Origin of the sequence: Streptomyces sp. NPDC093510 (genome assembly GCF_040683555.1) — a bacterium.
GTDB lineage: Bacteria > Actinomycetota > Actinomycetes > Streptomycetales > Streptomycetaceae > Streptomyces.
On sequence record NZ_JBFBEE010000048.1, the window covers coordinates 1 to 25,863 of the forward strand.

The 25,863-nt window shown below is 75.6% G+C and carries 2 protein-coding genes; both read left to right on the forward strand.

Going from position 1 to position 25,863, the window contains the following annotated elements; genetic code table 11:
• Positions 1-18: 18 nt before the first annotated feature.
• Positions 19-10,824 carry an SDR family NAD(P)-dependent oxidoreductase gene (locus AB0N81_RS41020; protein ID WP_365367872.1) on the forward strand — a complete coding sequence of 3,602 codons (10,806 nt, stop codon included), beginning with the start codon at positions 19-21 and terminating at the stop codon, positions 10,822-10,824.
• Positions 10,825-10,842: 18 nt separating this feature from the next.
• Positions 10,843-25,827, forward strand: coding sequence for a type I polyketide synthase (locus tag AB0N81_RS41025; protein ID WP_365367874.1), 14,985 nt, complete (start codon positions 10,843-10,845; stop codon positions 25,825-25,827).
• The last annotated feature ends 36 nt before the right edge of the window (positions 25,828-25,863 follow it).

Consider the following 25,863-nt stretch of genomic DNA (forward strand, 5'->3'; position numbering starts at 1 on the left):
GAGTGGTCGCTGCTGGACGTGGTGCGCTCGGGCGACGGGCTCGAGCGGGTGGATGTCGTGCAGCCGGTGCTGTTCGCGGTGATGGTGTCGCTGGCACGGCTGTGGCGTTCGTACGGTGTCGTGCCGGACGCGGTGGTGGGGCATTCGCAGGGCGAGATCGCGGCGGCGACCGTGGCCGGCGCGCTGTCTCTGGCCGACGGGGCGAAGGTCGTCGCCCTGCGCAGCCGGGCCATCGTGCGCCTCGCCGGGCGCGGCGGGATGGTGTCGCTGGCCATGTCGTCGGAGCGTGCCGAAGAGACCATCGCGGCCTGGGGCGGACGCCTGTCGGTCGCGGCGGTCAACGGTCCCTCGGCGGTGGTGGTCTCCGGAGACACGGATGCCTTGGACGAGCTGCTCGTGTCCTGCGAGGCGGACGGGGTGCGGGCGCGGCGGATCGACGTGGACTACGCCTCGCACTCGGCCCATGTGGAGCGTATCGACGGGGAGTTGAGGGAGGCTCTGGACGGCGTCTCGCCGGTCCGCGGTGACGTGCCGCTGTTCTCGACCGTCACGGGGGAGTGGCTGGACACCTCGGTGATGGGTGCCGGGTACTGGTACACGAACCTGCGTCGCACGGTCGGGTTCGAGGCGGCCGTGCGGGCCCTGGCGGGTGAGGGCTTCGGCGCTTTCATCGAGGTCAGTCCGCATCCGGTGCTGGCCATGGCGGTCGAGGAGACGCTGGAGGCGGCCGGGGCGAGCGGTGTGGTCCTGGGCACGCTGCGCCGGGACGAGGGCGGGCTCCAGCGGATGCTGCTCGCTCTGGGGCAGGCCCACGCACACGGTATCGCGGTGGACTGGTCTCCCGTCTTCGAGGGCACCGGAGCCACCCGTACCGAACTGCCCACCTACCCCTTCCAGCGCGAACGGTTCTGGCTGGAGGCCACGAGCACGGAGCGGACGTCCGACGGGAACGGTGAGACGGACGGGCTGTGGGAGGCGCTCGCCGGTGCGGAGCCCGCGCGTCTCGCCGAGACATTGAGGGTGACGCCCGCGGCCCTGGACGAAGTGCTGCCCGCGCTGGCCGTCTGGCGTGCGGAACGGACGCGGGAGCGGCGCGTCGACTCCTGGCGGCACCGCGTGGGCTGGCAGCCGCTGGACCTGCCGCCCGCGTCGGCGCCGGCGGGGCGCTGGCTCGCCGTGTGTCCGGAGGAGGGCGTCCCGGAGGAGGGAGCTCCGGAGGGGGCTGCCGACGTCGTCGTACGTGGCCTCTTGGCCGTCGGCCTCAACCTCACCGTCGTCCGCGCCGAAGGGCCGGGAGCGAGCCGTGCCGCGCTGGCCGACGCGCTCGGCTCCGCGGCCGGGGAACAGCCCGTGGCGGGAATCCTCTCGCTGCTCGCGGACGAACGACGCCCGCACCCCGAGCACCCCGAGCTGCCGGGCGGGCTCGCGCTCAGCCTCGCGCTCGTGCAGGCGCTCGGAGACGCGGGGATCGACGCGCCGCTGTGGTGCGTGACGCGCGGCGCCGCCGTGGTCGCACCCGGGGAGCGGCCGGGTGCTCCCGCGCAGGCGGCCGTAGCGGGACTCGGCCGCTGTGTCGCGCTCGAACACCCGGACCGCTGGGGCGGGTTGGCCGATCTGCCCCACGAGCCGGACGAACGGACGCTGCGGAGGCTGTGCGCCGTGCTGACGTCCGTGACCGACGAGGACCAGGTCGCGGTGAGGTCGACGGGCGTTCACGGGCGACGGCTGCTGCCCGCGCCAGTACGCGGTGAACTGCCCGTACCCGGTGAGGCGTTCGGCACTGGCACGGTCCTCGTCACCGGTGGCACCGGAGGCGTCGGCGCCCACGTGGCACGGTGGCTGGCCGCGCGCGGCGCCGGGCATCTGCTCCTTGTCGGCCGGCGCGGGCAGCGGGCGCCGGGCGCGGACGAACTGCGGGACCGTCTTGCGGAGTCGGGCACGGCCGTGACCGTGGCGGCGTGCGACGTCGCCGACCCCGAGCAGGTGGCGGCGCTCCTCGGAACACTGCCGCAGGACCGCCCGCTGACCGCGGTCGTGCACGCGGCGGGCGTCCTCGACGACGGCATGCTGGACGCCCTCACGCCCGCGCGGCTCGCCGTGTCACTCCGGGCCAAGGTGACCGCTGCCGAAGTCCTGCACGAGGCGACCGCGCACCTGGACCTCTCGGCCTTCGTCGTCTTCACCTCCGTCATGGGAGTCGTGGGCAACGCCGGGCAGGCCAACTACGCCGCTGCGAACGCCGCGCTGGAGGCCCTCGTCGTCTCCCGGCGCGCCGCCGGGCTGCCCGGCACCGCCCTCGCCTGGGGCGCCTGGGCCGCCGGTGAGGGCATGCTCGCCGACGGGGTCGCGGGCCGGCTGCGGGACCGCGGTCTGCCCTCCATGGACCCCGCGGCCGCCGTCACCGCCATCGGGCGCGCCCTCGCCGAGGACGACGCGCTGGTCGTCGTCGCCGACGCGGACTGGCGGCGGTTCGCCGACACGACGGGGCCCCGCGCCGCCACCCTGCTCGCCGGGCTGACCGGGAGCGACGACGACAGTGGCGGGAGCAGGACGGGCGGGGCCGAGGGCTCCGAGGGGGCGTTCCGCGAGCAGCTCGCCGCCGTGCCCGCCGCCGAACGGGCCCGGTTCGTCACCGACCTCGTCCGTACGCACGCGGCGGCCGTCCTGCGGCACACCGTCCCCGACGCCGTGCACCCCGAACGGGCCTTCACCGACATGGGGTTCGACTCCCTGACGGCCGTCGAGCTGCGCAACCGGCTGGCCGCCGCCACCGGCGTACGGCTGCCCGCCACCGTGCTCTTCGACCGGCCGACCCCGGCCGTCCTCGCCGAGCACCTCCTGGGCGAACTGGGCGGACTGGGCGAACTCGGCGAACCGGGCGAACTCGGTACGTCCGGCGAGCCCGCCGACACTCCGGCCCTGCACCCGGCGTCCGCGGCCCCGGCCGCCCACGACGGCGAGCCCATCGCCGTCGTGGGCATGGGCTGCCGGTTCCCCGGCGGCGTACGGCGGCCCGACGAGCTGTGGCGGCTGCTCGCCGAGGGCCGGGACGCGGTCACGGAGTGGCCCCAGGACCGCGGCTGGGACACGGCCGGTCTCTACGACCCCGACCCGGACAGGGCCGGCACCACCTACTGCACGCAGGGCGCTTTCCTCACGGACGCCGCCGACTTCGACGCCGAGTTCTTCGGGATCTCGCCGCGCGAGGCGCTCGCCATGGACCCGCAGCAGCGGCTCCTCCTGGAGACCTCGTGGGAGGCCGCGGAGCACGCCGGGCAGGACCCGGCCGCGTTGCGCGGGCGCCGTGTCGGCGTGTTCGTCGGCACGAACGGCCAGGACTACATGAGCCTCGCCGGTGCCGACCCCGAGGTGTCCGAAGGGCACCTCCTCACCGGCAACACGGCCAGCGTGATGTCCGGCCGCATCTCCTACGTCCTCGGACTCGAAGGGCCCGCCCTCACCGTCGACACGGCCTGCTCCTCGTCGCTGGTCGCCGTCCACCTCGCCGCCCAGGCGCTGCGGCGCGGCGATTGCGACCAGGCGTTCGCGGGCGGCGTCACGGTGATGAGCACGCCCCGCCTGTTCGTCGAGTTCAGCCGCCAGCGCGGCCTGGCCCGCGACGGACGGTGCAAGGCGTTCGGGGCGGGCGCCGATGGCACCGCGTGGGGCGAGGGCGCCGGGGTGCTCCTCCTGGAGCGGCTGAGCGACGCCCGCCGCAACGGCCACCGTGTGCTCGCCGTGATCCGGGGCTCCGCCGTCAACCAGGACGGCGCGAGCAACGGCCTGACCGCCCCGAACGGGCCCTCCCAGCAGGCCGTCATCCGTGCCGCGCTCGCCGACGCGGGCCTGCGCCCCCACCAGGTCGACGCCGTGGAGGCGCACGGCACGGGCACCGTGCTCGGCGACCCCATCGAGGCGCAGGCGCTCCAGGCCGTGTACGCGGGGCGCCCCGCCGAACGGCCGCTGTGGCTCGGCTCGGTCAAGTCCAACATCGGGCACACCCAGGCCGCGGCCGGAGTCGCCGGGCTCATGAAGACGGTGCTCGCCCTCGGCGCCGGTGAACTGCCCGGCACGCTCCACGCCGACGAACCGAACCCGCACATCGACTGGTCCGCCGGCGACGTACGGCTGCTGACCGGGCCCACACCCTGGCCGGAGACGGACGAGCCGCGGCGCGCCGGAGTCTCCTCGTTCGGCATCAGCGGCACCAACGCCCACATTGTCGTGGAGCAGGCGCCGCCCGCCGCGGCCCCGACGGACGACGCCGCGCCGGACACCGGTGTCGCCGTGCCGCTGCTGCTCTCCGCCCGCACCCCGGAGGCCCTGCGCGCCCAGGCCGCCCAGCTGCGTACGCATCTCGTACGGACACAGCTTGACGAGGGCCTGCGCACACATCGTCCCGACGAAAACCTGCGCACACATCCCGATGAACCCGCCCCCCTCGACCTCGCGGACGTGGCCCACGCCCTCGCCACCCGGCGCGCCGCGCTCGACCACCGCGCCGCCGTCCTCGGCCACGACCCCGACGCGGTCCTCGCCGCCCTGGACGCCCTGGCCGGCGGGGCGTCCTCCGGGCGGCTCGTCACCGGCCACGCGGCCGTGCCCGGCAGGACCGCCTTCCTCTTCCCCGGCCAGGGCAGCCAGCGGCCCGGCGCGGGCGCCGGGCTCTACCGCACCGAACCGGCCTTCGCCGACGCGCTCGACGACGTCCTCACCCAGCTGGCACCGCACCTCTCCCCGGACCTCGGAGCGCCGCTGCGCGACGTCATGTTCGCCGCCCCGGGCACCGCGAACGCCGAGCTCCTGGACCGCACCGGCTGCACCCAGCCCGCGCTGTTCGCCCTCCAGGTGGCGCTGTTCCGGCTACTGGAGCACTGGGGTGTACGACCGGACGTCCTGCTCGGGCACTCCATCGGCGAGCTCGCCGCCGCCCACGTGGCCGGAGTGCTCGATCTGCCGGACGCCTGCGCACTCGTCGCCGCGCGCGGCCGCCTCATGGACGCGCTGCCCGGCGGCGGCGCCATGGTGGCCGTGGAGGCCGACGAAGAGGAGGTACGGGCGCTGCTCGCGGAAGAGGGCACTGCGTCGGACGCCGACGCGGACAGCGTGCCGGTCGCCCACATGGACGGTGTTTCGATCGCCGCGGTCAACGGGCCGCGCTCCACCGTTCTGTCCGGTGACCGCACGCCCGTCCTGCGCCTCGCCGGGGCCTTCCGGGCGCGGGGGCGCCGCACCAAGGAACTCACCGTCAGCCACGCCTTCCACTCGGCGCACATGGAGGCGATGCTCGACGAGTTCCGTGGCGTGGCACGGCGGATGACGTACGAGCCGCCGCGCGTCCCCGTCGTCTCCAACCTCACCGGCGAGCGCGCCACCGCGGGCGAACTGTGCGACCCCGAGTACTGGGTGCGGCACGTCCGGGGCACCGTCCGCTTCCTCGACGGAGCCCGCACCCTGCTCGCCGAGTCCACCACCAGCTGCCTCGAACTCGGCCCGGCCGGTGTCCTGTCCGGCCTCGTCGAGGAGTGCCGCACCGCCGGGGACGACTGCCGCGCCGTACCGCTGCTCCGCGAAGGACGCACGGAAGCCGAGTCGCTGACCGGAGCCCTCGCCGCCCTGCACGTACGCGGCGTACCCGTCGACTGGACCGCGGGCACCCCCGCCCGCGGACCGCAACTCGACCTGCCCACCTACCCGTTCCAGCGCCGCAGGTACTGGCCCGCGCCGCGCCCGGCCCGCACCGCCGACCCCGCCGACGCGGCGGCCGCCCGGACCTATCGCGTCACCTGGCGCTCCCTGCCCGACCCGGCCTCCGCCCGGCTCTTTGGCACCTGGCTGCTCGTCGTGCCCGAGACGGCCGCCGGCGCGCCGCTCGCCGAGGCGTGCCGGGGCGCGCTCGCCGGGCACGGCGCCGACGTCTCCGTACTCGCTGTCCCCGACGGCGCCGACCGCGCCGGGCTCGCGGCCCGCGTACCGTCCGGCGTGAGCGGCGTGCTGTCGCTGCTCGCCCCCTCCACCGGGCCCGAGACCACCCTGCTGCTCGTGCAGGCCCTCGGCGACGCGGGCGCCGACGCGCCGCTGTGGTGCGTCACCACCGGTGCCGTCGCCGTGGACGGCCGCGGCCCGGACCACCCCGGTCAGGCCCGGGTGTGGGGACTCGGCAGGGTCGCCGCACTCGAACACCCGCAGCGTTGGGGCGGTCTCGTGGACCTGCCGGAACAGCCCGACGGAACCGCTCTGAGGCGCCTGTGCGCCCTGCTGTCCGGAGCCGTGCGTGCCCACGACGGCGGCTGCGCCGAGGACCAGGTGGCCGTCCGCGCGGACGGCCTCCACGGCCGCCGCCTGGTCAGGGAGCAGGCCGCCGGCCGCCGCCGTACGCCTGAGCAGGGCACGGCCGCGTGGACCGCACGCGGCACCGTCCTCGTCACGGGCGGCACCGGCGGTCTCGGCGCCCACGTGGCCCGCCGGCTCGCCCGCGGCGGCGCCGACCATCTCGTCCTGACGAGCCGTCAAGGTCCGCGGGCGCCCGGCGCCGCCGAACTCGTCCAGGAACTCACCGCGTCGGGCACGCGCACCACCGTCGCGGCCTGCGATGTCGCCGACCGGTCCGCCCTCGCGGACCTCCTCGCCCGCCTCGCGGCCGACGGCGACACCGTACGGGCCGTCTTCCACGCCGCCGGTGTCACCTCCGACACCCGGATCGCCGACTGCACACCCGCGCTGCTCGCCGAGGAGACCGCGGCCAAGGTGCGGGGAACCGCCCACCTCGACGCGCTTCTCGGCGACGACCTGGACGCCTTCGTGCTCTTCTCGTCGGTCTCCGCCACGTGGGGGAGCGCGGGGCAGGGCACGTACGCGGCCGCCAACGCCCTCCTCGAAGCCGTCGCCGAACGGCGGCGCGCGCAGGGGCGTGCCGCCACCTGTGTGGCCTGGGGGCCGTGGGCAGGGGCGGGCATGGCGCAGGGGGAGACCGGCGCGGGGCTGCGCCGCCTCGGCCTGGTCCCGATGGCGCCCGAGGCGGCGCTCGGCGCGCTGTGGCGGGCCCTGGAGCGCGACGACAGCGGCATCGCTGTCGCGGACATGGACTGGGCGCGCTTCGCGCCGGCCTTCCGCTCCGGTCGTGAGAGCGCTCTGTTCAGCGACCTTCCCGAGGCGGCGCCCGAGTTGGCGGGGGAGGAGGTAGGGGAAACGGAGTCCGATGCCGCCGTCCGCTGGCGCGAGCGGCTCGCCGGTCTGTCCGACGCCGAGCGGCACCGCGTGCTCACCGAGTTCGTGCGCGCCGAGGCGGCCGCCGTCCTCGGCCACGACTCGGCGGCCGCCGTCGACGCCGGGCGGTCCTTCCACGACATCGGTTTCGACTCGCTCACCGCCGTCGAACTGCGCAACCGCCTCGCCGACGCCACCGGTCTCACGCTGCCCGCGAGCACCGTCTTCGACCACCCCACGGCCACCGCGCTCGGCGACCGCCTGCACGACGAACTGCTCGGCGCCGCACCCGCGCCGGGCACGCCCGTCGCCGCCACCGCCACCGCCGCCGCCGACGAGCCGCTGGCCGTCATCGGCATGGCCTGCCGCTTCCCCGGAGGCGTCCGCAGCCCCGAGGACCTGTGGGACCTCGTCGTGGGGGAGCGGGACACGATCGGCCCGCTGCCCGACGACCGCGGCTGGCCGCTCGACGCCCTCTACGACCCCGACCCCGAGCGCGAGGGCACCTTCTACACGAGCGGCGGCGGATTCCTCGACGGGGCGGGCGACTTCGACGCCGAGTTCTTCGGGATCTCGCCGCGCGAGGCGCTCGCCATGGACCCGCAGCAGCGGCTCCTCCTGGAGACCTCGTGGGAGGCCCTCGAACGCGCGGGCCTCGACCCGGGGTCGCTGCGCGGCAGCCAGGGCGGCGTCTATCTGGGCGTCGCCGGGCAGGGGTACGGCGCCGGGCCGCAGGACCCGGCCGCCGACGTGGAGGGCCATCTGCTCAGCGGCACGGTCACGAGCGTCGCCTCCGGACGCATCGCCTACACCCTCGGCACCGAGGGCCCCGCCGTCACCGTCGAGACCGCCTGCTCCTCCTCGCTCGTCGCGCTCCATCTGGCCGGGCAGGCGCTGCGCGCGGGGGAGTGCTCCTTCGCGCTCGTCGGTGGCGCCGCCGTCATGGCGTCCCCCGACGCCTTCGTGGAGTTCAGCCGCCAGCGCGGCCTCTCGCCCGACGGCCGCTGCCGGTCCTTCGCGGACGCCGCCGACGGCACCGGCTGGGGAGAGGGCGTCGGCGTCGTGGTGGTCGAGCGGCTCTCCGAGGCCCGCCGCCAGGGCCACCCGGTCCTCGCCGTCGTCCGCGGCTCCGCCGTCAACCAGGACGGCGCAAGCAACGGCCTCACCGCCCCGAGCGGCCCCGCGCAGGAACGCGTCCTGCGCCGGGCGCTCGCCGCCGCCGGACTGACCGGCGGCGACGTCGACCTGGTCGAGGCGCACGGCACCGGCACCACCCTCGGCGACCCCATCGAGGCACAGGCCCTGCTCGCCGTCCACGGCCAGGACCGCCCCGAGGAACAGCCGTTGTGGCTCGGTTCGCTGAAGTCCAACATCGGCCACACGCAGGCCGCCGCGGGTGTCGCGGGCGTCATCAAGACGGTCATGGCCCTGCGCCACGGCCTGCTGCCCCGCACCCTCCACGTCGACACGCCCTCCACCAAGGTGGACTGGTCCAAGGGCGCGGTACGGCTGCTGACCGAGGCGCGGCCGTGGGACGACACCGGGCGCCCGCGCCGCGCCGGAGTCTCGTCGTTCGGCATGAGCGGCACCAACGCGCACGCGGTACTCGAACAGGCACCGGACGACACGGAGTTGACCGCAGCGTCCGCCCGGCCCGCCGAGCCCGTCGCGTCCACCGCACCCGAGCCGATCGCCGGCGGCGACGCCGTGGCGCTGCCGCTGTCCGCCGCCTCCGCACCCGCCCTGCGCGCCCAGGCCCGCAGCCTGCGCGAGCACGCCGAAGCGGCGCCCGAGCGGCCCCTCGCGGATCTCGCCCACGCCCTCGCCACCACCCGCACCGCGTTCCGCCACCGCGCCGCGGTGACCGGCCGCACCCGGCAGGAGATCCTCGGCGCACTCGCCGCGCTGGGGGACGGGGCGCCCGCACCCGGCGCCGTCACCGGCCGCGCGGGCGAGGCACGGACCGTGTTCGTCTTTCCCGGCCAGGGGTCGCAGTGGTCGGGGATGGCGCGTGAACTCCTGGATGGCTCGCCGGTGTTCGCGGCTCGTATCGCCGAGTGCGGTGGGGCTCTCGATGCGTATACGGACTGGTCGCTGATCGACGTGCTGCGTGGGGTTCCTGGTGCGCCGTCGCTTGACCGTGTTGATGTGGTGCAGCCGGTGTTGTTCGCGGTGATGGTGTCGTTGGCGGAGGTGTGGCGGTCGTACGGGGTGGAGCCGGCTGCTGTGGTGGGGCATTCGCAGGGGGAGATCGCGGCTGCCTGTGTGGCCGGGGCGCTGTCCCTGGAGGACGCCGCCCGCGTCGTCGCCCTGCGCAGCCGGGAGCTCCTGAGCCTCGCGGGCCGTGGCGGCATGGTCTCCCTGGCCGCGCCAGAGGAACGCGTACGGGAAATGCTGCTGCCGTACGACGAGCGGATCGGCGTCGCCGCGGTCAACGGCCCGCAGGCCGTCGTCGTCGCGGGAGAGCCCGCCGCGCTGGAGGGGCTGCTCGCCGACTGCGAACGCGAGACCGTACGGGCCCGGCGGCTCCCCGTCGACTACGCCGCCCACTCCGCCCAGGTCACCGACGTCGGCGACACGCTGCGCACCGCCCTTGCCGGAGTACGGCCCCGCACGCCTGACGTGCCGCTGTACTCCACCGTGACCGGTGACGTCGTCGACGGGGCCGTACTGGACGCGGCCTACTGGTACCGCAACCTGCGCGAGCCGGTCGAGTTCGCGCGCGCCACCGAGACCCTGCTCGCCGCCGGGCACGACCTGTTCGTCGAGATGAGCCCGCACCCGGTGCTGACCGCCGCGGTCGCCGACACCGCCGAGCGGGCGCACCTGCCAGTAGCCGCCGTCGGCACCGTACGCCGCGACGACGGCGGCACCGACCGCCTCCTCGCCTCGCTCGCCGAGGCATGGACGCACGGCGCCACCGTGGACTGGGCCGCCGTGCTGCCCCCGCCCACCGCCCCGCACGTCCCCCTGCCCACCTACGCCTTCCAGCACGAGCGGTACTGGCTGCCCACCCCGGGCCGGTCCGCCGGCGTCGCGGCCACCGCCACCGCCCCCGAGCCCGCGGCCGGGCCACCCGAGACCGACCCCGCGGCCGAACTCGCCGCACAACTGGCCCGGTTGGACGCCACCGACCGCCTCCGCACCGTCCTCGACCTGGTCGTCGTGCACGCCGCCGCCCTGCTCGGACACTCCGGCACCGCATCCGTCGAGCCCGAACGGCCCTTCTCCGACGCGGGGTTCGACTCGATGCTCGCCATGACGTTCAGAAACCGCCTCAGCGAGGCGACGGGGGTTCCGCTGCCGCCCACCGCGGTCTTCGACCACCCCACGCCCGCCGCGCTCGCCGGCCACCTCCACGAACGGCTCGCCGCACCGGCCGAACCGGAACGGCCCGTCCTCGCCCAACTGGACCGGCTCGCCGACGTGCTGGCCACCGCGGGCACGGACACACCCGACGCCGACGAGATCGGCGACCGCCTGCGGGAGCTGCTGCGCTCCTGGAACGACCGCAGGCCGCAGGAGAACGGCGGCACCGACGGGGCTGATGGCGCCGACACGGCCACCGCCACCGCCGACGAACTCTTCGAACTGCTCGACAACAATTACGGCGCCTGAGGGAGAAGCGAGACACCCATGCCGGACAACGACAAGCTCCTCGAATACCTCAGGCGTGCCACCGCGGACCTGGGGGACACCAGGCGGCGACTGCGCGAGGCGGAGGACGCCCGCCACGAACCCGTCGCGATCGTCGCCATGAGCTGCCGCTACCCCGGCGGCGCCGACACCCCCGAGCGGCTCTGGGACCTCGTCGACAGCGGCACCGACGCCATCACCGAATGGCCCACGGGCCGCGGCTGGGACACCGAGGCGCTCTACCACCCGGACCCCGACCACCCCGGCACCTCCGCCACCCGCCACGGAGGGTTCCTGCACGACGCCGCCGACTTCGACCCGGGCTTCTTCGGGATCTCGCCGCGCGAGGCCCTCGCCATGGACCCGCAGCAGCGCCTCGTCCTGGAGACCGCCTGGGAGGCCGTCGAGCGCGCGGCCATCGACCCGGCGGCGCTGCGCTCCACCCGGACCGGCGTGTTCATCGGCGCGATGCGCAACGACTACGGCAGCGCCTCACGGGACGTCCCCGAACTGCAGGGACTCCTCGACACCGGCACGGCAGCCAGCGTCGTCTCGGGCCGCGTCGCCTACACCCTCGGCCTCGAGGGCCCCGCGATCAGTGTCGACACCGCCTGCTCGTCGTCCCTGGTCGCCCTGCACCTCGCGGTCCGTTCGCTGCGTGCGGGAGAGTGCTCCCTCGCCCTCGCGGGCGGCGTCGCGGTGATGGCGACACCGGACGCGTTCGTCGCCTTCAGCCGCCAGCGCGCCCTGTCCGCGGACGGGCGCTGCAAGGCCTTCACGGCCTCCGCCGACGGGACCGGCTGGTCCGAGGGCGCCGGAGTCGTCGTCCTGGAGCGCCTCGCGGACGCCCGCCGCAACGGCCACCGGGTGCTCGCCGTCGTCCGCGGCTCCGCCGTCAACCAGGACGGCGCGAGCAACGGCCTCACCGCGCCCAACGGCCCGGCCCAGGAACGTGTCATCGCCGATGCCCTCGCCGACGCCCGGCTCACGCCCGGCGACGTCGACGCCGTCGAGGCGCACGGCACGGGCACCCGCCTCGGCGACCCCATCGAGGCGCAGGCCCTGCTGGCCGCGTACGGGCAGCGGCGCGACCCCGAACAGCCGCTGTGGATCGGCTCGTTGAAGTCCAACATCGGCCACACCTCGGGCGCGGCCGGCGTCGGCGGCGTCATCAAGATGGTCATGGCCCTGCGCCACGGGCGGCTGCCCCGCACCCTGCACGCCGACGAGCCGACCCCGTTCGTCGACTGGTCGCAGGGCGCCGTCCGCGTCCTGACCGAGCCCCGCCCCTGGGACACGCCGGGGCGGCCGCGCCGCGCCGCGGTGTCCGCCTTCGGCGTGAGCGGCACCAACGCCCACCTCGTCCTCGAAGAGGACATCGCGCAGAGCATCGAGCAGAACATCGAGCAGGAGGCCCCGCAGGAGGCCCCGCAGGACGGCGTACCGGACGCCGCACCAGGCCGCCGCCCCCTGCCCTGGGTGCTCTCCGCCCGCGACGCGGACGCCCTGCCCGCCCAGGCCGCGCGCCTGCTCGCGCACGTCGAGGCCACGGCGGCCCCGGCCCCGGCCGCGGACGCTCCGGCAGCGGACGCTCCGGCAGTGACGGACGGCGCCGTCGGCCGGGCCCTCGCGACCACGCGCTCCGCCTTCGAGCACCGCGCCGCCGTCGTGGCGGACGACCGGGCCGGGTTCGTCGAGGGGCTCGCCGCGCTCGCCGCCGGCACCCCCTCCCCGCGCCTGGTGCGAGGGACGACCGGGCCGGTCGGCAAGACCGTGTTCGTCTTCCCCGGGCAGGGCTCCCAGTGGCCGGGCATGGCGGTCGGCCTCCTCGACGCGGAGCCGGTGTTCGCGGCCCGGATGGCTGCGTGCGAGCGGGCCCTCTCGCCGTACGTGGACTGGTCGTTGGATGCGGTGCTTCGCGGCTCGGACGGCGCGCCGTCCCTGGAGCGCGTGGATGTGGTGCAGCCCGCGCTGTTCGCGGTGATGGTGTCGCTGGCGGAGCTGTGGCGCTCGTACGGGATCGAGCCGGACGCGGTGGTCGGGCACTCCCAGGGGGAGATCGCCGCCGCCTGTGTGGCGGGCGCGCTGTCCCTGGACGACGCGGCGAAGGTCGTCGCGCTGCGCAGCCGGGCGCTGGGGGACATCGCGGGGCGCGGTGGCATGGCTTCCGTGCCGCTGCCCGCCGCGGGCCTCGGCCCGCACCTGGAGCCGTGGGCCGGGCGGCTGTCCGTCGCGGCCGTCAACGGGCCCTCGGCCACGGTCCTCTCGGGCGACCCGGAGGCCGTCGAGGGCGTCGTCGCCGCGCTCGTCGCCCAGGACGTGCAGGCCCGCGTCATCCCCGTCGACTACGCCTCGCACTCCGCGCACGTCGAGGAGATCGAGGAGCGGCTGCACACCGTGCTCGCGGGCATCACACCGCGCGCCGGCGAGGTGCCGTTCTACTCCACGGTCGACGCCGACTGGGTGCCGGACACGACGGTCCTGGACCCCGCGTACTGGTACCGCAACCTGCGGCGGACCGTGCGCTTCGAAGAAGCCGTCCGCGGCCTGCTCGACCAGGGCTACGGCTTCTTCGTCGAGACCAGCGCCCACCCGGTGCTCACCGTGGGCGTGGAGCAGACCGCCGAGTCCGCGGGCCTGGAACGGCCCGCCGCCGTGCTCGGCACGCTCCGCCGCGACGAGGGCGGCCCGGACCGCTTCCTGCTCGCCCTCGGCCAGGCCCACACCCGCGGCCTCTCCCCGGACTGGTCCCGGGTATTCGCCGGTCACGACGCGGTGGCCGAACTGCCCACGTACGCCTTCCGCCGGCGTCCGTACTGGCTGGAGTCGCCGCCCACGCCGACCGCGGCGGGAGCGCCCGCCGACCCCGTGGAGGACCGCTTCTGGGAGGCCGTCCGCACCGGCGACCTGCCCGAGCTGACCGCCACCCTCGGCGTCGGTCCCGACGAACCGCTCAGCGCCGTCCTGCCCGCGCTCGCCACCTGGCGGGAGCGGCGCGCCGAACTCGCCACCGTCGAGTCCTGGCGCTACCGGCCCACCTGGCAGCCCCTGCCCGAGCCCGCCGCCGCCCGCCTGTCCGGCACCTGGCTCGTCCTGACGCCCGCCACAGCCGCCCCGCCCGCCGTGGAGGCGTGGACCCTCGGCTGCGTACGCGCTCTGGAGGAGGCCGGAGCCGCCACGGTCACCGTCGTCCTCGACGAGACCGACATCGAACGCGGCCCGCTCGCCGCCCGGCTCACCGACTCCCTGGCGGGCGCCGAGCCCACGGGCGTCCTGTCGCTCCTCGCCACCGACGAACGACCGCACCCGGACCGTCCGGCGGTACCCGTCGGCGCCGCCCTCAATCTCACCCTCGTCCAGGCACTCGGTGACGCAGGCGTCGACGCGCCGCTGTGGTGGGCCACGCGCGGCGCCGTCGCCGTCGGCCCCGCCGACACGGCCGTCAGCCCCGCCCAGCACGTGAGCTGGGGCCTCGGCCGGTGCGCCGCACTGGAGCACCCGCGCCGCTGGGGTGGTCTCGTCGATCTGCCGCAGGAACTCGACGCGCGGGCCGCGGGCCGGCTGTGCGCGGTGCTCGCCGCATCCGGTGCCGAGGACCAGCTCGCCGTGCGCGGCGCGGGCGTGCACGGCCGCAGGCTCGTCCGCGCCCCGCTCGGCGACGCCGCGCCGCGCCGCACCTGGACCCCGCGCGGCACCACACTGATCACCGGCGGCACCGGCGGCCTCGGCGCGTACATCGCCCGCTGGCTCGCCCGCGAAGGCGCCGAGCATCTCGTCCTCGTCAGCCGCCGCGGCCCCGAAGCACCCGGAGCCGACGAACTCATCCGCGAACTCGCCGAGTCGGGTGCCCGTGCCACGGTCGCCGCCTGCGACATCACCGACCGGGACGCCCTCGCCGCCCTCGTCGCGGACCTGACGGCGGACGGGTGTGAGATCCGCTCCGTGCTGCACGCCGCCGCCGGGGGCTCGCTCGTCGCCCTCGACGAGACGGACCTGGACGAGTTCGCCGACACCCTCCACGCCAAGGCGCTCGGCGCGGCGCACCTGGACGCGCTGTTCGACCGGGACACGCTCGACGCCTTCGTGCTGTTCTCCTCCATATCCGGTGTGTGGGGCAGCGCGATCCACGGCGCGTACGCCGCCGCCAACGCCCACCTCGACGCGCTCGCCGAGAACCGCAGGGCACGCGGTCTCACCGCCACCTCCGTCGTATGGGGCATCTGGAGCCCCGAGGACGGCGGCGGCATGGCGGCGAACCTCGCCGAGGACCAACTGCGCGCCCAGGGCGTGGTGTTCATGCCGCCCGCCACCTGCGTCACCGCCCTCAAGCAGGTCCTCGACCACGACGAGACCCTCACCCTGGTCGCCGACATCGACTGGGACCGGTTCGCCACGGTCTTCACGACCAGCAGGCCGAGCCCCTTCATCGGTTCCGTCCCCGAGGCCCGCGCCGCCCTGGAGCCGGGCACGGCCCCGGCCCACGACGACACGGCCCCGGCCACCGGGAGCCTCCGCGACCGGCTGCGCGACCTGAGCGAACCCGAGCGCGAACGCGCCCTGACCAACCTCGTGCGCACCGAGGCCGCCGCCGTGCTCGGCCACGACACCGACGACTCCATCGCGCCCGACCGCGCCTTCCGCGACCTCGGCTTCGACTCGCTCACCGCCGTCGAGATGCGCAACCGGCTCACCGCCGCGACCGGTCTGCGCCTGCCCGTCACCGTCGTCTTCGACTACTCCTCGCCCGGCGCCCTCGCCCGCCACCTGCACACCGAACTCCTGGGCGGCCGGGCCCCCGTGGCCGCCGCCCCGGTCGTGCGCGCCGCCCCGGACGACGACGACCCGATCGTCGTCGTCTCCATGAGCTGCCGCTACCCGGGCGGCGTCGCCACCCCCGACGAACTGTGGCGGCTCGTCGCCGAAGGCCGCGACGCGGTCGCCGAACTCCCCGCCGACCGCGGCTGGAACCTGGACGCGCTCTACGACGCCGACCCCGACCGGCCCGGCACCAGCTACGCGGCGGCGGGCGGCTTCGTGTACGACGCGGGCCGTTTCGACGCGGGCTTCTTCGGGATCTCCCCGCGCGAGGCCCTCGCCATGGACCCCCAGCAGCGGCTCCTCCTGGAGACCTCCTGGGAGACCCTGGAGCGGGCCGGCGTCGACCCGCGCACCCTGCGCGGCAGCCGCACCGGCGTCTTCGCGGGCGCCGCCTACCAGGGGTACGGCGGCAGCATGGACGACGTCCCCGAGGAGCTCGAAGGGCTCTTCGTCGCGGGCATCTCCACCAGCGTCCTGTCCGGCCGCGTCGCGTACACCCTCGGCCTTGAGGGCCCGGCCGTGACCGTGGACACGGCCTGCTCGTCCTCGCTCGTCGCCGTCCACATGGCCGCGCAGGCGCTGCGGAACGGCGACTGCGCCCTCGCGCTCGCGGGCGGCGCCACCGTGATCGGCTCACCGCTCACCTTCACCGGCTTCAGCCGCCAGCGCGGGCTCGCCTCCGACGGGCGCTGCAAGTCCTTCGCGGCGTCCGCCGACGGCTTCGGCATGGCGGAGGGCGTCGGCCTGCTGCTCCTGGAGCGGCTCAGCGACGCCCGCCGCAACGGACACCCCGTGCTCGCCGTGCTGCGCGGCTCCGCCGTCAACCAGGACGGCGCGAGCAACGGACTGACCGCTCCCAGCGGCCTCGCCCAACAGCGCGTGATCAATGAAGCCCTCGCCGACGCCGGTCTCACCGCCGCAGACGTCGACGCCGTGGAGGCCCACGGCACCGGCACCACACTCGGCGACCCCATCGAGGCGCAGGCCATCCTCGCCACGTACGGGCAGGACCGCGAAACGCCCCTCCACCTGGGCTCGTTGAAGTCCAACATCGGGCACAGCCAGGCCGCCGCCGGCGTCGCCGGCATCATGAAGATGATCCTGGCGATGCGCCACGAGGTGCTCCCGGCGACCCTGCACGTGGATGCGCCCTCCCCGAACGTCGACTGGTCCGCCGGAGCCGTCTCGCTGCTCACCGAGGCCGCGCCCTGGCCTGCGAACGGGCACCCGCGACGTGCCGGAATCTCCTCCTTCGGGCTGAGCGGCACCAACGCCCACGTCATCGTCGAACAGCCGCCCGCCGAGGCGGAAGTTGCTATGCCGGACGTGGAGTTGGACGTGCCGTGGGTCCTCTCCGCGCGCACCCCCGAAGCCCTCCACGAGCAGGCCGTACGGCTGCGCGCCCACGTCGCCGACCGGCCCGGCCTGCGCCCCGCCGACATCGGGCACTCCCTGGCCACCACGCGCACCGCCTTCGAGCACCGCGCCGCCGTGGTCGGCTCCGGCCGGGACACCCTCCTCGCCGCGCTCGACACCCTCGTCGACGGCCGCACCGGCCCCGACGCCGTGCGCGGCACCGCCGCACAGGACAGCCGCGCGGTGTTCGTCTTTCCGGGTCAGGGGTCGCAGTGGCCGGGGATGGCTCGTGAACTCCTGGAGTCCTCGCCGGTGTTCGCGGCTCGTATCGCCGAGTGCGGTGAGGCTCTCGATGCGTATACGGACTGGTCGCTGATCGACGTGCTGCGTGGGGTTCCTGGTGCGCCGTCGCTTGACCGTGTTGATGTGGTGCAGCCGGTGTTGTTCGCGGTGATGGTGTCGTTGGCGGAGGTGTGGCGGTCGTACGGGGTGGAGCCGGCTGCTGTGGTGGGGCATTCGCAGGGGGAGATCGCGGCTGCCTGTGTGGCCGGGGCGCTGTCCCTGGAGGACGCCGCCCGCGTCGTCGCCCTGCGCAGCAAGGCGCTGGTCGCGCTGACCGGCCGGGGCGGCATGCTCTACATCCCGCTGCCCGTGGAGCAGGTCGAGGCCCGCCTCGCGCCCTGGGCGGACCGGCTCGACGTCGCCGCCGTCAACGGCCCCACGACGGTGACCGTCTCGGGCGATCCCGCCGCCCTCGACGAGCTGCACGGCGCGCTCGCCGACGACGGCGTGCTGTGCTGGCCCATCCCCGGCGTCGACTTCGCCGGGCACTCGCCGCAGGTCGACGAGATCCACGACGAACTGCGCACCCTGCTCGCCGGGATCACCCCGTGCCCGTCCCGCGTGCCCTTCTACTCGACCGTGACCGGCGGCGCGCTCGACACCTCCGGCCTGGACGCCGCGTACTGGTACCGCAACCTGCGCGAACCCGTCGCCTTCCGCCGGGCCGTGGACGCCCTCGTCGCCGACGGGCACCGCCTGTTCGTCGAGACCAGCACCCACCCGGCGCTGACCGTATGGCTCCAGGAGGCCCTGGAGACGGCGGGCGGCACCGGGGGCGTCGTGGGCACCCTGCACCGCGGCGAGGGCGGCCGCGCCCGCGTGCTCACCTCGCTCGCCGAACTCCACGTCCTCGGCCACCCGGTGGACTGGGACGCCGTGTTCGACGGCACCGGGGCCCGCCGCTGCGAGCTGCCCACGTACGCCTTCCAGCGCCGCCACTACTGGATGGAGCCCTCGTCCCGCAGTGAGGTCGGGGGCGGCACCGACCCCGTCGACCAGGGCTTCTGGGACGCGGTGACCGGGCAGGACCCGGACGCCCTCGCCGCCCACCTGCGCATCGAGGACGACGACGTACGGGCCGCCATGACCACCGTGACGCCCGCCCTGTCCGACTGGCTGCGCGGCCGCCGGGGACGCTCCACGCTGGACTCCTGGCGCCACCGCGTCACCTTCAAGGCCCTTGCGCAGGAAGGTGGTTCGGACCTCGCGGGAACGTGGTGGCTCGCGGTGCCCGAAGGTGGCGCCGAGTCTCCGGCCGTGACGGCCTGCGCGCAGGCCCTGCGCGAGCACGGCGCACACCCCGTCCTGGTGGAACTCGGCGCCGAGGACGCCGGGGAAGACGGGCGGCGACCGCTCGCCGGCCGCCTGCGCGCGCTCGCCGAGGAGTCTCCGGCCGACGGCGTGCTCTCCCTGCTGGCCCTCGCCGAGTCCCCGTACGCCGAGGGGACCGCCCTGCCCACCGGCCTGGCCCTCACCACCGCGCTGCTCCAGACGCTCGGCGACGCCGACGTGCGGGCGCCCCTGTGGTGCGCGACCCGGGGCGCGGTCGCCGTGGGCCGCTCCGACCGGCTCGGCGCACCCCTCCAGGCCCTGCTGTGGGGCCTCGGCGGGGTCGCCGCCGTCGAGTACCCCGAGCGCTGGGGCGGCCTCGTCGACCTGCCCGAGCGGCTCGACGAGCGGGCCCGCGGCAGGCTCGCCGCCCTCCTCGCCCACCCGGACGGCGAGGACCAGCTCGCCGTGCGCGCCTCCGGGGTCTTCGGCAGGCGCCTCGCCCACGCCGAACCGCGGCGCGAACCCGTCGGCACGGGCTGGACGCCCGACGGCACCGTCCTCGTCACCGGCGCCACGGGCGGGCTCGGCGCCCGCATCGCCCGCAGGCTCGCCCACAGCGGCACCGCGCACCTGCTGCTCACCAGCCGCGGCGGCCCGGACGCCCCCGGCGCCGAAGCACTCGCCTCCGAACTCACAGAGCTGGGAGCCGAGTTCACCATCGCCGCCTGTGACGTCGCCGACCGCGACGACCTCGCACGGCTTCTCGCCGGCATCCCGGCGGAGCGGCCGCTGCGCGCCGTGTTCCACGCCGCGGGCGTCCTGGACGACGGCGTCCTCGACACCCTCACCCCCGAGCGCACCGCCGGAGTGCTGCGCCCCAAGACGGACGCCGCACTCCACCTCGACGAGCTCACCCGGGCCCGGGGCGCGGACCTGACGGCCTTCGTGCTGTTCTCCTCGCTCGCCGGGACGCTCGGCGGCACCGGGCAGGGCAGCTACGCCGCCGCCAACGCCTTCCTCGACGCCCTCGCGCAGACCCGCCGCGACCACGGCCTGCCCGCCACCTCCGTGGCCTGGGGCCTGTGGGGCGGCGCCAGCCTGGCCGCGGGCGCCACCAGCGAACGCCTCGTCCGCAACGGCCTGCCCGCCATGGACCCCGAGCTCGCAGTCGACGCCCTGTGGCAGGCCCTGGACGACGACGAGACCCGCCTGATCGTCTCCGACTTCGCCTGGGACCGGTTCGTCCGCGCCTACACCGCGCTGCGCCCCAGCGCCCTCCTCGGCGACCTCCCCGAGGTGCGCCACGCCCTCGCCGAGAACGCGGCGGCGGCCGACGGAGGAGAGGACGGTCTCGCCGCCCGCCTCGCCGGCCTTTCCGGGGCCGAACGCGGCGAGAAGCTGGCCGGCCTGGTGCGGTCGTGCGCCGCCGACGTCCTCGGCCACGACGACCCCGCCGCGATCGAACCGGAGCGGGCGTTCAAGGACCTCGGCTTCGACTCGCTGACCGCCGTCGAGCTCCGCAACCGCCTCGCCGAGGCCACCGGCCTGCGCCTTCCCGTCACCCTCGTCTTCGACCACCCGACCACCGCCGCGCTCGTCGAGCACCTGCTCGCGGAACTGCCCGGCGCGCCGAAGCCCGCCGCCGAGCCCACCGCCGAGACTGCTTCCGTGGCCCGCGCCGGCCTGGACGACGACCCCGTCGCGATCGTCGCGATGAGCTGCCGCTTCCCCGGCGGCGTCACCAGCCCCGAGGAGTTCTGGCAGCTCCTGGCCGACGGCACCGACGCCATCTCCGGATTCCCCACCGACCGCGGCTGGGACCTGGCGGGCCTCTACGACCCCGACCCGGAGAAGGTCGGCCGCACCTACGCCCGCGAGGGCGGATTCCTCTACGACGCCGACCACTTCGACCCCGCCTTCTTCGGCATGTCGCCCCGCGAGACCCTCGCCGTCGACCCGCAGCAACGCCTCCTGCTGGAAACCGCCTGGGAGGCGCTCGAACGGGCGGGCATCGACCCGCGGACCGTCAAGGGCAGCGACGGCGGCGTCTTCGTCGGCTCCAGCTACCGCGACTACGGCTCCCGCGTCACCGAGCCGTCCGAGGAGTTCGAGGGCTACCTCGGCATCGGCAGCGCGGGCAGCGTCGCCTCCGGCCGCATCGCCTACACCTTCGGCCTGGAAGGCCCGGCCGTGACCGTCGACACGGCCTGCTCGTCCTCCCTGGTCGCCGTCCACATGGCGGCGCAGGCGCTGCGCGGCGGCGAGTGCTCACTGGCGCTCGCGGGCGGCGTCACCGTGATGGCGACGCCGGGCGCGTTCGTCGAGTTCAGCCGCCAGCGCGGCCTCGCCGCCGACGGCCGGTGCAAGCCGTTCGCGGCCGCCGCCGACGGCACCGCGTGGGCCGAGGGCGCGGGCATGGTGCTCCTGGAGCGCCTGTCGGACGCCCGCCGCAACGGCCACCCGGTCCTCGCACTCGTACGGGGCTCCGCCGTCAACCAGGACGGCGCGAGCAACGGCCTCACCGCCCCGAACGGGCCCTCCCAGCAACGCGTCATCCGCCAGGCACTCGCAGGGGCGGGCCTCGCGCCCGGAGACGTCGACGCCGTGGAGGCCCACGGCACCGGCACGAAGCTCGGCGACCCCATCGAGGCGCAGGCCCTCCTCGCCACGTACGGACAGGAGCGCCCCGCCGAACGGCCCCTGCTCGTCGGCTCGTCGAAGTCCAACATCGGTCACAGCCAGGCCGCCGCGGGCATCGCAGGAATCATCAAAATGGTCCTCGCCATGCGGCACGGCACGCTCCCGGCGACCCTCCACGTCGACGAGCCGACGCCGTACGTGGACTGGTCCGCGGGCCATGTGCGGGTGCTCACCGAGAACACCGCCTGGCCCGACGGGGACCGGCCGCGCCGCGCCGCCGTGTCGTCCTTCGGCGTCAGCGGCACCAACGCCCACACCATCCTGGAACACGTCCCCGAGCCCCCGACGCCCGCCGAAGTACCGTCGGGCGCGTCCGTCCGGCCCTGGCTGCTTTCCGCCCGGGGCGAGGAGGCGCTGCGCGCCCAGGCCCGTCGGCTCCTCGACCGCGTCACCGCCGATCCGTCGCCCCACGCCGACGCCATCGGCAAGGCCCTGGCCACCGGCCGCAGCTCCTTCGAGCACCGGGCCGTCCTCGTCGGCACCGACCGGGACGCGCTGACGGCCGCCCTGACCGCGCTCGCCGACGGCACCGCCTCACCCGACGTGATCACGGGCGCCGCCGGACGGGTCGGCAAGACCGCCTTCCTGTTCCCGGGGCAGGGCAGCCAACGCCTCGGCATGGGCGCCCGGCTCCTCGAAAGCTCCACGGTGTTCGCCGACGCCTTCGACGCGGTGTGCGCGGAGCTCGACCCGCTCCTGGACCGGCCGCTGCGCGACATCGTCCACGCCGTGGCGGGCAGTGACGACGCGGCGCTGCTCGACACCACGGCCTACACCCAGCCCGCCCTGTTCGCGCTCGGCGTCGCACTCCACCGGCTCGTCGAGTCGTACGGAGTACGGCCCGACCTCGTCACCGGGCACTCCGTGGGACAGCTGGCCGCCGCGCACGTCGCCGGGGTGCTCTCGCTGCCCGACGCGGCCGCCCTCGTGACCGCGCGCGGCCGTCTGATGCAGGCCATGCCCGAGGGCGGCGCGATGGTCGCGCTCACCGTGCCCGAGGCGGAGCTGCTGCCCCAACTGGCGGGCAGGGAGAGTGAGATCGCGGTCGCTGCCGTCAACGGGCCCGCCGCCACCGTCCTGTCCGGCGACGCCGCGGCCGTCGAGGAGATCGCCGCACACTGGCGCGAGAAGGGCGCCAAGACCCGGCGGCTCACGGTCAGCCACGCCTTCCACTCCCCGCGCATGGACGGCATGCTGGCCGACTTCCGGGCCGTCGCCGAACGGGTCACCTACCACGAGCCGCGCATCCCCGTCGTCTCCGACCTCACGGGCGCCCTCGCCACCGCCGACGAACTCCGCGACCCCGGCCACTGGGTCCGCCACGTCCGCTCCACCGTCCGCTTCCACGACGTCGTACGCGCCCTGGAAGCCGAGGGCGCCACCGCCCTGGTGGACCTCGGCCCCGACGGCGCCCTGGCCGCGCTCAGCCAGGACTGCCTGACCGGAGCTTCCCAAGGCGCCGACGGTGCCGACGGGGCTGCCGGGGCTGCCGGGGCTGTCGGCGGAGCCGCCGGTGTCGCCTCGGTGGCGCTGCTGCGCAAGGACACGCCGGAACCCGCCGCGCTGACCGCCGCCCTGGCCCGCCTGCACGTCCACGGCGTCGCCGTCGACTGGACGCCGCTGTTCGCCGATGTGCCCGACGGACACGTGGCGCTGCCCACGTACGCCTTCCAGCGCTCCCGCTACTGGCTGCCGCCCACCCAAGCCGCGGGCGACATGCCCGCGGCGGGCCTCCTGCCGTCCACGCATCCGCTGCTCGGCGCGGGCTCCCCGCTGGCCGACACCGGAGGGTTCCTGTTCACCGGCCGGCTGTCCGTGGCCGCCCACCCCTGGCTCGCCGACCACGCCGTCCACGGCGGCGCCCTCTTCCCCGCCACGGCCTTCCTCGAACTCGCCGTCCACGCGGGCGACCAGGCCGGCTGCGCGGAGGTCGACGAACTCACCCTGGAAGCACCCCTGACCCTGCCCGAGCAGGGCGCCGTCACCCTCCAGCTCACCGTCCAGCCGCCTGACGCGACCGGCGGCCGGGCCTTCGCCGTACACGCCAGGCCCGAACACGCCGGGCCCGACGAGCCCTGGACCCGGCACGCGAGCGGCCACCTCGGCGCCGGCGCGCCGGCGAAGGCCGACGACCTCACGGCATGGCCGCCCCCCGGAGCCGAACCCCTGGACGTCGACGACCTCTACGAGCGCCTCGCCGACGGCGGCTTCGCCTACGGGCCCGCCTTCCAGGGCCTGCGCACCGCCTGGCGCCTCGGCGCCGACATCTACGCGGAGGCACGCCTGCCCGAGGAACAGCAGCCGGACGCCGGCCGCTACGGTCTCCACCCTGCGCTCCTCGACAGCGTGCTGCACTCGCTGGCCTTCGGCGTGCTCGAAGGCAGCGACCAGGGCTGGCTGCCGTTCTCCTGGAGCGGCGTACGGCTGCACGCTTCGGGCGCGGCGGCCCTGCGGCTGCGCATGACGCCCACGGGGCGCGATGCCGTCGCCCTGACGGTCTCCGACCCGACCGGAGCCCCCGTCGCCTCCGCCCGTTCCCTGGTGCTCAGGCCGGTGACGGCCGAGCGCGTCCAGGAGTCCCGCGCGGGGGCCGGGTCCGGCACGGGCGCGTACGAGGACATGTTCCGTCTGGAGTGGCCCGTCGCCGCGAACGTCACGGACGGGCCCGAGTCCCTGGCCGTCCTCGGGAGCGACTTCGCCGACCTCGCCGCACTGGGCGCGGCGATCGACGCGGGCGCCGAGATGCCCGGCATGGTGGTGACCGCCCTGCCGGGCACGGGCAGCGGCGACCCGGTCACGTCCGTACACGAACTCGTCGCCCAGGTCCTGGAGTTGGTGCAGGGCTGGCTCGCCGACGAGCGGTTCGCGGAGGCGCGGCTGGCCCTCGTCACCGAGGGCGGCGTCCCCGTGGCCCCCGGCGACGACGTGCCCGACCCGGCGCACGCCGCCGTGTGGGGCCTGGTCCGCTCCGCGCAGACCGAGAACCCCGACCGGTTCGTGCTCCTCGACACCGACGGCGACGCGGCCTCCCGCGCCGCCCTGACCGCGGCACTCGGCACGGCGCTCGCCACCGGCGAGCCCCAACTCGCCCTGCGCACCGGGCAGCTCCACATCGCCCGCCTGGCCCGCGTCCCCGGCTCCCTGCCCACGGCCGAAGCCCTCTGGGACCCCGACGGCACCGTCCTGATCACCGGCGGCACCGGCTCCATCGGCGCCCTGGTCGCCCGCCACCTCGCGGGCGAGCACGGCGTACGGCACCTGCTGCTCACCAGCCGCAGCGGACCCGCCGCCGACGGCGCGGGTGAACTCCTCGACGAACTCGCCGCGTTGGGCGCCGAAGCCGAGATCGTCGCCTGCGACGCCGCCGACCGGGAAGCCCTGGAAAAGCTCCTCGACGGCCTGGTCCATCCGCTGCGCGCAGTCGTGCACACCGCGGGCGTCATCGACGACGGTGTGGTCGCCGACATGACGCCCGAGCAGCTCCACCACGTGCTGCGCCCCAAGGTCGACGCCGCCGTCAACCTGCACGAGCTGACCGCGGGTCATGACCTCACCGCGTTCGTCGTGTTCTCCTCCATCGCCGGTTTCTTCGGCGGCATGGGTCAGGCCAACTACGCGGCCGCCAACGCCTTCCTGGACGCCCTCGCCCACCGGCGGCGCGCCCGCGGCCTGCCCGGCACCTCACTGGCCTGGGGCCTGTGGGCCACCGGCGGCGGCATGACCGGACACCTCGGCGAGGCCGACCTCGCCCGCATCGCACGCGGCGGCATCGTCGCCTTCGCACCCGCCGAAGGCATCGCCCTCTTCGACACGGCCACCGGCCTGGACGCGCCCGCGCTCATGCCGCTGCGCCTCGACACCGGCGCCCTCGCGGAACAGGCCGCCGCGGGCGGAGTGCCCGCCTTCCTGCGCGGACTCGTCCGCACCCCCGTACGCCGCGCCGCGGCGGGCGAAGGACCGGGCCCCGACGCCGCGGACGCGCTCCGGCAGCGCCTGACAGGACTGCCCCCGGCCCAGCGCGAGCGGACCCTCGTCGACCTGGTCCGTACCCACGCCGCACTGGTCCTCGGCTTCCCCGACCCGGCGGCCGTCGGCCCCGAACTGCCCCTGCTCGACCTTGGGTTCGACTCGCTGACCGCGGTCGAGCTGCGCAACCGGCTGCGGTCCGCCACCGGCCTGCACCTGCCCGCGACCCTCCTCTTCGACCACCCCACGGCCGCCGCCGTCGCCCGCCACCTCGCCGAGGAGATCGCCCCCGAGGACGGCACGGCCGGGCCCGCCCCCGCGGTCCTCGCCGAACTCGACCGCCTGGAGACCGCGATGCGCGACGCCGTACACGACGACGGCGCACGCACCGCGCTCACGGCCCGTCTCCAGGACCTCCTGGAGACGCTACGCCCGGACACCGGCCCCGAAGCGGACGCCGTCGAGGACCGCATGGGCTCCACCGACGACGAGCTCTTCGACTTCATCGACAGCGAACTCGGCCGCCCATGACGCAGCCGCCGTCCATGACGTAGCCCACGCCACCCG

Bases quoted from the DNA above. Each gene is read 5' to 3' on its own strand.
- AB0N81_RS41025 (WP_365367874.1), top strand. From the start codon at position 10,843: ATGCCGGACAACGACAAGCTCCTCGAATACCTCAGGCGTGCCACCGCG.